Source organism: Pseudoalteromonas shioyasakiensis, assembly GCF_022398475.1.
Classification (GTDB): domain Bacteria; phylum Pseudomonadota; class Gammaproteobacteria; order Enterobacterales; family Alteromonadaceae; genus Pseudoalteromonas.
Map to the genome: position 1 here is coordinate 1 of NZ_JAKEVM010000136.1, position 11,885 is coordinate 11,885.

8 protein-coding genes are annotated in these 11,885 nt (G+C 40.8%); 2 read left to right on the top strand and 6 right to left on the bottom strand.

Annotated features, from left to right (window positions below):
* Positions 1–324: 324 nt before the first annotated feature.
* The 6 genes from lpdA to ampD form a co-directional block, all read right to left on the bottom strand.
* Positions 325–1,749: a dihydrolipoyl dehydrogenase gene (gene lpdA / locus L1D51_RS17760; protein ID WP_054562783.1), complete on the bottom strand. Its 1,425-nt coding sequence runs from the start codon at positions 1,747–1,749 to the stop codon at positions 325–327.
* Between the two features lie 188 nt (positions 1,750–1,937).
* On the bottom strand, positions 1,938–3,824 hold the full coding sequence (gene aceF / locus L1D51_RS17765) for a pyruvate dehydrogenase complex dihydrolipoyllysine-residue acetyltransferase (protein WP_239964399.1): 1,887 nt from the start codon (positions 3,822–3,824) through the stop codon (positions 1,938–1,940).
* Positions 3,825–3,833: 9 nt separating this feature from the next.
* Complete coding sequence (aceE, locus tag L1D51_RS17770; protein ID WP_054562785.1) at positions 3,834–6,500, bottom strand: pyruvate dehydrogenase (acetyl-transferring), homodimeric type; 2,667 nt, start codon at positions 6,498–6,500, stop codon at positions 3,834–3,836.
* A gap of 84 nt (positions 6,501–6,584) precedes the next feature.
* The gene (gene pdhR / locus L1D51_RS17775; RefSeq protein WP_036965924.1) at positions 6,585–7,334 is read right to left on the bottom strand and encodes a pyruvate dehydrogenase complex transcriptional repressor PdhR; all 750 of its coding nucleotides are present in this window, start codon (positions 7,332–7,334) and stop codon (positions 6,585–6,587) included.
* Positions 7,335–7,859: 525 nt separating this feature from the next.
* Positions 7,860–8,711, bottom strand: a complete 852-nt coding sequence (gene ampE, locus L1D51_RS17780; RefSeq protein WP_239964400.1) for a beta-lactamase regulator AmpE — start codon at positions 8,709–8,711, stop codon at positions 7,860–7,862.
* 21 nt (positions 8,712–8,732) lie between these two features.
* Positions 8,733–9,275 (bottom strand): 1,6-anhydro-N-acetylmuramyl-L-alanine amidase AmpD, encoded by a 543-nt coding sequence (ampD, locus tag L1D51_RS17785; protein ID WP_054562787.1) that lies wholly within the window; start codon positions 9,273–9,275, stop codon positions 8,733–8,735.
* 187 nt (positions 9,276–9,462) lie between these two features.
* Between ampD and nadC the strand changes: the two genes are divergently transcribed.
* Together nadC and L1D51_RS17795 are read left to right on the top strand one after the other, a co-directional pair.
* A complete protein-coding gene (nadC, locus tag L1D51_RS17790; RefSeq protein ID WP_239964401.1) occupies positions 9,463–10,311 on the top strand; it encodes a carboxylating nicotinate-nucleotide diphosphorylase in 849 nt (282 codons plus the stop codon).
* A gap of 493 nt (positions 10,312–10,804) precedes the next feature.
* Positions 10,805–11,224, top strand: coding sequence for a pilin (locus tag L1D51_RS17795; protein WP_105174899.1), 420 nt, complete (start codon positions 10,805–10,807; stop codon positions 11,222–11,224).
* The last annotated feature ends 661 nt before the right edge of the window (positions 11,225–11,885 follow it).

The window sequence follows — 11,885 nt, forward strand, 5'->3', positions numbered from 1 at the left end:
GGTTAGTGGTTAGTGGTTAGTGGTTAGTGGTTAGTGGTTAGTGGTTAGTGGTTAGTGGTTAGTGGTTAGTGGTTAGTGGTTAGTGGTTAGTGGTTAGTGGTTAGTGGTTAGTGGTTAGTGGTTAGTGGTTAGTGGTTAGTGGTTAGTGGTTAAACAAGTATAATTCATTTCATGTATGACACGCTTTTGTTCAATTACAAAAAATAAAACCACTCTCTCGATCAACTAACGTCTGACATCTGATATCTAACCTCTAAAAAGCTTATTGTTAAAAACAAAAAACCCAGCCGGGGCTGGGTTTTTAAAAAGATTAGTCAAAAGAACTTACTTCTTTTTAACTGCTTTTTTGTTTGGAAGGTCAGTGATTGAACCTTCGAAGATTTCAGCAGCTAGACCGATTGATTCGTTTAATGTTGGGTGAGCGTGAATAGTTAACGCTAGGTCTTCACCGTCTGCGCCCATTTCAACTGCTAAGCCGATTTCACCTAGCATTTCACCTGCGTTAATACCAACCATAGCACCACCGATAACACGACCTGAGTCTTTATCGAAGATTAGCTTAGTTTGACCTTCAGTACGTGCTGAAGCAATTGCACGGCCAGAAGCAGCCCAAGGGAATACAGCAGTTTCGATGCTTAAACCTTGCTCTTTTGCTTCTTTCTCAGTTACACCAACCCATGCGATTTCTGGATCTGTGTATGCGATTGAAGGAATGCACTTAGGATCGAAGAAGTGTTTCTGACCAGAGATAACTTCTGCAGCAACGTGAGCTTCGTGAACCGCTTTGTGCGCAAGCATTGGTTGACCAACGATATCACCGATAGCGAAGATGTGATCAACGTTTGTTTTAAGCTGCTTATCAACATTGATGAAACCGCGCTCATCAACGTTAACGCCTGCTTTATCAGCGTCAAGTAATTTACCGTTAGGTGTACGACCAACAGCAACAAGTACTTTGTCGTAACGTACTGCGTCAGCTGGTGCGTTTTTGCCTTCGAATGAAACGTATAGACCGTCTTCTTTCGCTTCAACGCCAACAACTTTAGTAGAAAGCATTACGTTGAACTTATTCTTAACGTATTTTTGGTAGATCTTGATAACGTCTTTATCAGCTGCTGGTACTAATTGATCAGCAAACTCAACTACGTCGATTTCAGAACCTAGTGCACGGTATACAGTACCCATTTCAAGACCGATGATACCACCACCTAAAACTAGTAGCTTCTCAGGAACGTCTTTAAGCTCTAGCGCACCAGTTGAGTCAATTACACGGTCATCTTCAGGGATGAAAGGTAAGTTAACAGGTTGAGAACCCGCTGCAATAATAGCATTGTCAAAAGTGATTGTTGTTGTACCGTCTTCACCTTCAACAGCAAGTGTGTTGCTGCCAGTGAATTTACCGTAGCCGCTAACTACTTTCACTTTACGCATTTTAGCCATGCCGTCTAAGCCGCCAGTTAGTTGACCGATTACAGACTCTTTCCAATCACGGATTTTGTCTAGGTCGATTTCAGGCTTGCCAAAAGTAACGCCGTGAGATGACATTTCAGCTGCGTCATCAATCACTTTAGCTACGTGTAAAAGTGCTTTTGAAGGAATACAACCCACATTTAGACATACACCGCCTAATGTGTTGCGAGATTCTACCAATGTAACTTCTAAGCCCAAGTCAGCAGCACGGAAAGCCGCAGAATAACCACCAGGACCACCGCCTAGTACAACAACTTGAGTTTTTAATTCGTTGCTCATGCTATTACCTTAAATGTTTGAACGGGACACTGCCCCTAAGTTTAACTGCCATGTTTCTGCAAGGCAGAAAGGGAGAGCAGATATCTATACCAAGATTGTTCTATGGCAAAGATTGTATCATTGCCAATGGTAAAAATCCCAGCAAAAAACAACTTGCTGGGATTTGATTCTTATAAATTATGAGACGATTACATCACCAATTGACGAATATCGCTCATGTAGCTTGCTAGCGTCACAGTAAAGCGTGCTGCTAGTGCACCGTCAATAACCCTATGGTCGTATGACATTGATAATGGAACCATTAATTTAGGTTCAAACTCTTTGCCATTCCACTTAGGTTTCATTTCTGACTTAGATACACCCAAGATAGCAACTTCTGGTGCATTCACAATTGGCGTGAACGATGTACCACCGATACCACCAAGGCTTGAGATTGTGAAACAACCGCCTTGCATATCAGATGAAGTTAGTTTGCCGTCACGTGCTTTCTTAGAAATATCCATTAACTCACGAGAAAGTTCAATGATGCCTTTCTTATCAACATCTTTGAACACTGGAACAACTAAGCCATTTGGCGTATCAACTGCAACACCGATATTGATGTATTTCTTCAAGATTAAGCTTTCGCCGTCTTCAGACAGTGAAGAGTTAAACGTTGGGAATTCAGCTAATGCTTTCGCCGCTGCTTTCATCACAAATACAAGAGGTGTGATTTTAACACCCAGCTTTTTCTTCTCAGCAAGCGCATTTTGCTCTTTACGGAATGCTTCAAGGCTTGTGATATCAGCTTCGTCAAACTGTGTAACATGCGGGATTTGCACCCAGTTACGATGTAAGTTAGCACCTGATAACTTCTGGATACGAGAAAGTTTCTTCTCTTCGATTTCACCAAACTTAGCAAAATCAACCTTAGGCCAAGGGATAAGACCTAACTCACCGCCACCAGCATTACCTTTACCTGAAGACAGCTGACCTGACTCAACTTTCTTCACAAGGTCTTTCACGTAGTTTTGTACGTCTTCTTTCACAACACGATTCTTACGCCCCGTGCCTTTTACGTTTGCTAGGTTAATACCAAACTCACGCGCTAAACGACGAACAACAGGCGATGCATGTGCATACGCTTTGTTATCTGCAAAACCTTCGTTGCTTGCAGGTGCTGATGCTGGCTTTTCAGCCGCAGGCGCTTTTGCTGCAGGTGCAGGCGCTGCTTCAGCTTTTACAGGAGCAGGTGCCGCTGCTGCTGGTGCACTACCCGCTACTTCAAATACAAAGACAAGTGAGCCAGTTGATACTTTATCCCCAGCAGCTACTTTGATTTCTTTAACAGTACCAGAAAATGGTGCTGGTACTTCCATTGATGCTTTATCGCCTTCAACGTTTAAGATTGATTGATCTTCTTCAACCTTGTCGCCTACAGCAACCATCACTTCGGTTACTTCAACTTCGTCACCACCGATATCAGGCACGTTAACTTCTTTAGTGCTTGATGCCGCTGCTGCCGGCGCTGCTTCAGCTGGTGCTGATTCTGCAGCAGGCGCTTCTGAACCGCTTGAAGCTGTTTCAAAAACGAAGATTAGAGAGCCCGTTTTCACTTTATCGCCAGTCGCGATTTTGATCTCTTTAACCGTACCCGCCATTGGAGCAGGTACTTCCATTGATGCTTTATCGCCTTCAACGCTTAATAAAGATTGCTCTTCTTCAACCGAGTCACCTACCGCAACCATGATTTCAGTTACTTCAACTTCATCATCGCCGATATCTGGCACAGTTACTTCCTGCACAGCAGAAGCTGCTGGAGCTGGCGCATCTTCTTTAGCCTCTGCAGGAGCCGCAGCTTGTTCTTCACCTTCGAAGATCATGATAAGTGAACCCGTCGTTACCGTATCACCTTCAGCTACTTTAATTTCTTTAACCGTACCTGCTTGTGCAGCAGGTACTTCCATTGATGCTTTGTCGCCTTCAACCGTTAATAACGATTGGTCAACCTCAACCTTATCACCAACGCTAACAAGGATTTCGGTTACTTCAACTTCATCGCCACCGATATCTGGTACATTAATTTCAATACTCATTGGAACCTCTTATGCGTATAGCGGGTTAACTTTGTTTGTGTCGATGTCGAATTTCTTGATTGCTTCAACAACTACTGACTTCTCAACTTCACCACGTTTAGCAAGCTCAGATAGTGTTGCAACCACAACATAACCAGCATTCACTTCGAAGTGACGACGTAAGTTTTCACGGCTATCAGAACGACCGTAACCATCAGTACCTAACACTTTGTAGTTGCTGCTTGGTACGAATGAACGAACTTGTTCTGCGTAGTTCTTCATGTAGTCTGTTGCTGCAACAGTCACGGCATCAGTTAATGCGTCCGTGATGTAAGCAGTCTTTTGCTCTGCTTCTGGATTAAGCATGTTGAAACGCTCAGCGTCTTGACCGTCACGAGTTAACTCATTGAATGACGTTACAGAGAATACATCTGAACCAATACCATACTCTTCGCTCAGGATTTGTGCCGCTTTACGCACTTCAATCATGATAGTACCTGAACCTAGTAACTGTACTTTCGCTTTATCGCCAGCCACAGTTTCAAGCTTATAGATACCTTTACGAATACCTTCTTCAGCGCCTTCTGGCATTGCCGGTTGATGGTAGTTTTCGTTCATTAGCGTTAGGTAATAGAACACGTTTTCTTGGTCTTCACCGTACATGCGACGGATACCGTCTTGCATGATTACCGCTACTTCGTATGCGAATGTCGGATCATAAGAAATACAGTTAGGAACCGTGTTAGCAAGAATGTGGCTGTGACCATCTTCGTGCTGTAAACCTTCACCGTTTAGTGTAGTACGACCTGCCGTAGCACCTAGTAAGAAACCACGTGCTTGTTGGTCACCGGCCATCCATGCCATATCACCTACACGTTGGAAACCAAACATTGAGTAGTAGATGTAGAATGGGATCATTGGTAAATCGTTAGTGCTGTATGATGTTGCAGCAGCAACCCATGATGACATTGCACCTAACTCGTTGATACCTTCTTGTAGTACCTGACCTGATGTTGCTTCTTTATAGTAAGAAACGATGTCACGGTCTTGCGGCGTGTAGTTTTGGCCATGTGGGTTATAAATACCGATTTGACGGAATAAACCTTCCATACCAAATGTACGCGCTTCATCAGCGATGATAGGAACGATGTTTTTACCAATGCCTTTGTCTTTTAGTAACACGTTAAGTGCACGTACAAAGCCCATTGTTGTAGAGATGTCACGTTTTTGCTCTTCAAGTAGTGGCTTAAACGCGTCAACTTCTGGCAATGTTAAGCTTTCAGAAAACTTAGGAATACGCTTAGGTGTGTAACCTTGAAGCGCTTCACGGCGAGCGTGAAGATACTTGTACTCTTCAGAACCCTCTTCAAGAGTAAGGTATGGTAAGTCTTTAATTTCTTCATCAGAAACTAAATCTTGTAGACCTAAACGTGAACGTAGGTGCTCAACATGAGTCATGTCCATTTTCTTAACTTGGTGCGCGATGTTTTTACCTTCAGCCGCTTCACCCATGCCGTAACCTTTTACAGTTTTAGCTAGGATCACAGTAGGACGATCTTTGGTTTCTTCCGCTTTTTTGAATGCAGCGTAAAGTTTTGATGGCTCATGACCACCACGCTTAAGCGCGAAGATTTCTTCATCAGTCATATCAGCAACAAGTGCTGCTGTTTCTGGGTAACGACCGAAGAAGTGCTCACGAACATATGCACCGTCTTTTGCTTTATATGTTTGGTAATCACCGTCAATAGTTTCGTTCATTAACTGCAGTAATTTACCTGATGTATCTTTAGCAAGTAGGATATCCCAACCACTACCCCATACAACTTTAATCACGTTCCAGCCCGCACCTTTGAATAGGCCTTCAAGCTCTTGAATGATCTTACCATTACCCATTACTGGGCCATCTAATCGCTGTAAGTTACAGTTGATTAGGTAACATAGGTTATCTAGCTTCTCACGCGCAGCGAATGAGATTGCACCACGTGATTCTGGCTCATCCATTTCACCATCGCCTAAGAAAGCGTATACACGTTGGTTTTTAGTGTCTTTTAAGCCACGACCGTCTAGGTATTTTAAGAAACGAGCTTGGTAGATTGATGCAATTGGACCAAGACCCATTGATACCGTAGGGAACTGCCAGAATTCAGGCATTAACTTAGGGTGTGGGTATGAAGGAAGACCTTTACCATCAACTTCTTGACGGAAGTTATCAAGCTGCTCAGCAGTTAAACGACCTTCAACAAATGCACGTGCATAGATACCTGGAGAAATGTGACCTTGGTAATAAACTAAATCACCGCCATCTACATCGTTTGGTGCTTTGAAGAAGTGGTTAAAACATACTTCATAGAATGCCGCTGAAGACTGGTAAGAAGCCATATGGCCGCCTAAGTCTAGATCTTTTTTCGACGCGCGTAATACGATCATGATCGCATTCCAACGAATGATTGAACGGATACGACGCTCAATGTTTACGTCACCTGGGTAAGCAGGTTCTTGATCTACCGGGATGGTATTAACGTAGTTAGTGGTTGTGCCAGTAGGCATATCAACACCGTCTAAACGGGCTTGCTCTAACACTTGCTCAAGTAAGAATTGAGCACGTTCAACACCTTCTTCGCGCACAACAGACTCAAGGGCTTGTAACCACTCTTGTGTTTCTAGCGCGTCTACGTCAATTTTATTGACTTCAGACATATGGAGGTTTCCTTATGTTTAAAATACTAATTATTTTAATAAATCTTAAATTAAGTAGTTAACTAAACTTAGCTAATCACTTGCTTAATGTTGTTTGGTGCGTCTTAAACTACGTTCAATCCGCGAATGCTCTTTGCCAGCCTCAAGTAAGGCTTCTTCGATAAAGGCTAAGTGAGCATTACTAGCAAGACGTGCTTGCTCTGGGTTTCCTTCAATAACCGCATCCATCAACAGTCGTCTATGTTCTGCGAGCTGCTGGCTGATCTGTGGTTTTTTTAACAGTACAGTTAAATTCTGTAATACATTTTGCTCTAGCAAGGCCTGCATACCACGTACTAAATGTAGCAGTACAACGTTATGAGACGCTTCTGCCACACTAAAATGAAATGCATTAATTGCTTTTGCTTTTTGCACAATGTCGTCATTAACGAGCGCAATGTTGTCAAAGCTTTGTTTTACTTTTTTGAAGTCATTCGTTGTGCCGCGCATAGCTGCATAATATGCTGCAATTCCTTCAAGGGCATGACGAAATTCGAGTAAATCAAATTGTGACTCTGGATGCTTACTAATCAAATCAAAAAGCGGATCAGTGAGCCCCTCTTCAAGCTGATTTTTTACGAACGTTCCACCACCTTGGCGACGCGTTACTAACCCCTTAGCTTCTAGCTTTTGAATTGCCTCACGCAGTGAAGGTCGCGATACTTCAAATTGTTTCGCTAACTCACGCTCAGGAGGCAGCTTTTCGCCTGGCGCCAACGACCCCTCAAGAATCATATTCTCAAGTTGTTGTAAAATTACATCAGATAATTTTGCTGCTTTAATCTTTAAAGACATTTATTAACGTCCGCATTGTTATGCGCTAACCCCATAAATATCGGGTATTTAGCCTTGTGCTTTGACCAAAAAGGTAAATTGGTCATACCAAATTTGTCGCATACGTTATCAAAAACCCGTATTTCTGTCAATTTCACTACGTTCAGCGCCTAGTTACACCCTAACGTAATTCGTCTAAAGATTAAACAGTATGGATTAAAGTGGCTTTTTCTGAAGGAAAAAACAATAAAAAAGAAATGGTCAGACCAGATTAAACGGCAGAACTTTTAGTGGTCAGGTATTAGATGTTAGATGAATTGAGTAGCTTTGTAGCAGCGGGTTTACCCCGCATCGTTGAATTGAATGCTGAAAAATATTCGAAGTAGGATGCACTTCAGTGCTGAAAAATTAAAACTCAATCAAAGTGCAACCGCAGAGATTCATGACTAGTAACGTTCCTACAAGCTTTACTCTTGAAACTTGCTAACTCAAACACATTCCCGGCTAAAGCCAGTCCTACATCTCGTAACTTGCTAACTTTACACGCTACGCCAAACCACCAAATAAAGTAAGTGCTGCGATGATCACTAAAAAGAACAATACATTTCTTTTTACAAGTTTCATCATACAGGTGGCTTCATAAGTACAGCCAAAATGTTGCTGCTCAATTTGCTCAGCGGCAAGTGCAGTTTGCGTAACTACTTTTCGGTTACTCACTGAAAAGTCGAGCACATACTTGAGCCAACAACTGGTACCTTTATTAAAGTTACCAATAACTAAATAACCAAAGCTTGCAACCCGAGCTGGTAACCAATCGAGCCAAAACAGTAAGCTATGTACTAGTTTAAAACGCTTAGCATAGGCAACACTGTGATCATCCCTTACTTTGTCAGCAAAAGTACGAACTAATGCGTAAAGCACCGCGCCAGGCACACCTAAAACCACAAACCAAAAAATAACTGCACAATAAAAGCGAAAATTTAACCAAGCTAAAGTTTGGCCAAAAGTCTCACCATGAGGGTCATCTTCTGTCTTCTTTTGGCCCATTTGTAACGCAAATAGGGTTGCAGCTTCTTGATCGTTGCGGGTTAACGCATTTAAGTAAGACTTATATAAAGCACGTTGCTTAGCACAACCAAAACACACCAGCAGCACAGCAACATTCACAGCTAGTTGCCAAATAATAAAATCAGAGAGTTGATAAACTAAACCTGCGGCAACGACAGGCAGCATTAACCAAATCAAAAAACCAATTGGCGAATTAAATAAGCCTTTTTCTGAGAGTTGTTTGTGCGAGTGCTTAAGGTAGGTATTGGCATAAAAACCGATTTGCCAGTAGTTAGCTCGAGCCCCTAAACGCTCAATTACCAAAGCAATAATTATTGAAATTAAGATCATGCTTTTACCTATATCCTTTAACTAAAACACTAAATCAAAATAGTATTGCCAATCAAAACTCGCACCAGGGTCAGTTTTTCTGCCCGGTGCAATATCACAGTGGCCAACAATGCGTGAACGGTTTATCTCAGGGTACTTTGCCATCAACGCCATAGTCACTAAGTGTAATGCATTATACTGGGCTTGGGTATACGCTTGGTTGTCGGTACCTTCAAGCTCAATGCCCACGCTAAAATCATTACAGCGCTCTCGTCCTTCAAACGTCGAGATACCGGCGTGCCAAGCCCTTTTCTCAAAAGGCACGTACTGAATAATTTCACCGGTACGACGAATAAAGCAATGCGCAGACACTCTTAAGCCTTTTAAATCAGTAAAGCTTTCGTGCGCCGTACAATCAATTGCCCCCATGAACAAATCATCAACATAAGGCGTTGCGAACTGCCCTGCTGGCAATGAAATATTATGAATAACTAGTAATGACACCTCGCCCTCAGGGCGCTCATCGTAATGTGTACAGGGCCTTTGTAACACATTGTTTAATTGGCCCAATTCATTTATATGCATATTAAAAACTAACGATGACAATAAAGTTAAATAGTGTAAAGGGTTAAAATCTCAGGGTCTAGTTGCTTTGATTCAATCACTTAAAGTAAGAGTAAGGATACTTTACTGTGGCCGATCTTTGTCTTCTATTAAGGGGTTAAACATAGTAAAATTTCGCCAATTTATTAATAAACAATGAGCTTTCGACATGTCAGTCCCTCACACTTTAATTAGCCAGCTGGTAAAACTCGCCCTTGATGAAGATTTAGATTACCAAAGCGCAAATGACGGTGATATTACCGCGCAACTAATTCCAGAAAACGAGCTAGCCAATGCCAAAGTAATTACTCGTGAAGACTGTGTATTTTGTGGTAAAGACATTATTTTAGAAGTATTTAAGCAAGTTGACCCTACAGTAAATGTTGAAGTACTCGTAAATGACGGCGACAAAGTAGCAGCAAATAGTACACTATTTAAAGCATCAGGCTCAGCTCGTGCTATTTTAACTGCGGAGCGCACTGCCCTTAACTTTGTACAAACACTTTCAGGTACAGCAACAACAACAGCTCATTATGTAAAAGAGCTTGAGGGCACGACTACGCAGCTACTCGACACGCGTAAAACAATTCCAGGTTTACGTGCGCTACAAAAATACGCAGTAAAATGTGGTGGTGGCGCGAATCATCGCATCGGCCTTTTTGATGCGTTCCTAATTAAAGAAAACCACATTGCAGCCTGTGGTGGTATTGATAAAGCCGTCACTCAAGCTAAAGTAAACCACCCTACCAAGCCAGTTGAAGTAGAAGTAGAATCACTTGATGAACTTGAACAAGCGATCACTGCGGGAGCTGATATCATCATGCTTGATAACTTTACTGTAGAGCAAATTCAACAAGCAGTTGTGCTTACAGACAAGCGAGCAAAGCTTGAGGTATCTGGCAACATGACTCTTGAAACTTTAAAAGCCTATTCACAGGCCGGTGTTGACTATATTTCAAGTGGTGCACTTACAAAAAATTTACAATCAATCGATCTTTCAATGCGATTTAACGGCTAAAATTTCTCTTGTACGTATTTAATGTTTTACCTAATTCGTTGACAAGAAAATAAAAAAAGCATTAAATACGTAAAAAGCCTGAATAGATAACAAAAAATCAATATCTTTTCAGCGCTTTTGACTATTTTGTATACGCACGTCCTGAACCTACACAAGATTGCAATCAATTCAATAAGTTCCTGCAAGGATGCGGTGTCTATAAATAGTACAAATATGTGTAACTAAGCTTATTTTACATCAAACAAAGGTAGGAAAGTTCTGAAAAACTGCTTACTGAACAGGAAAATAGCTTCCAAAAACATTTATTGATGCTAAAGTAAATTTATACACGCTTAACAAGTAAAGTTTTTGCTGCTTTGTTAACATTTAAAGGTTAATAAAAGTAGTTTTAAGTAAAACTGTAAGATTTATCCTGTAAATTGAGCACTGGTTTTACAACGCTGAAGTTACAGCTAAACTTACTAAATCATCATATCCTTTAGGAGAGGAACAAATGACACAACAAAACCAACAGGGTTTCACCCTAATTGAATTAATGATTGTAGTTGCAATCATCGGTATTCTTGCTGCAGTAGCTCTTCCTGCATACTCTGACTACCAAGCATCATCAAAATTAACAGCTGGTCTAGCTGAAATTACTGGTGCAAAGACAGAGTTTGAAATCAAGAAAAATAACGGTGAAACAATTTCTGGTGTTTCAGATCTGAAAAGCATTAAAAACACTTCAACAAAAAATTGTACAATTTCAGCAACTAACTCAACAATTGTTTGTAAAGTTGTTAACGCACCAACTCAAGTAAACGGTGCAACAATCACTTGGACTCGTGATAATTCAACGGGAGAGTGGACATGTGCAACAGCTGGTATTACTGGAGATAAAACTCTAGCACCAAAAAGCTGCCCACAGTCTTAATACTTAACTTTGTTAAAGTGCCTTTTCAGAGGCACTTTAACTTTTCAAGATGAAAACATTTCCTTTTATAACAACTCTTTGTGTATTTTATTTCTTTTTAACACTTCTACCATTTATTCCAGTATATTCTTTTGATTATCATAATCACCAAAGAATACTACAAGTAATTTTACTGTCTTTAAGTTCCATAACTTTTTTAATAAAACTCAGCGCACGCAAAAAACAGCTTTCAACTCCCATAATAAGCAAACTAATATACCTATTTATCATAATGGGGGTTATTTCATCTATTTTATCAAAAGAAGAAAATTTCAGTTTATTTTATACAATTCACTTTTCTTTCCTCTTTATACTTTCTTTAGCAGTATTTAATGACGAAAGTAAGAAGAGAACTCTCTATTTCATAGTCTCTATTGTAATCATTCATAGCATCCTGGTATTAGTTTGCTTTTTGAATGTAATTTTCTCCATTGCTGACCAAGTACAGCTTAACCCATTTGTAATCTATCAAAATTTCATCAACATTCGATTTTTTAATCAAGTTCAAGTTTTCATAATACCTTTACTAATACTCTTATTGAAACATAAGGATGTTAAACGCGTAGTATGCTTTTTTCTTACTTTAAACTTTCTCTTAATGTTTATAGGGCATGCAAGAGGT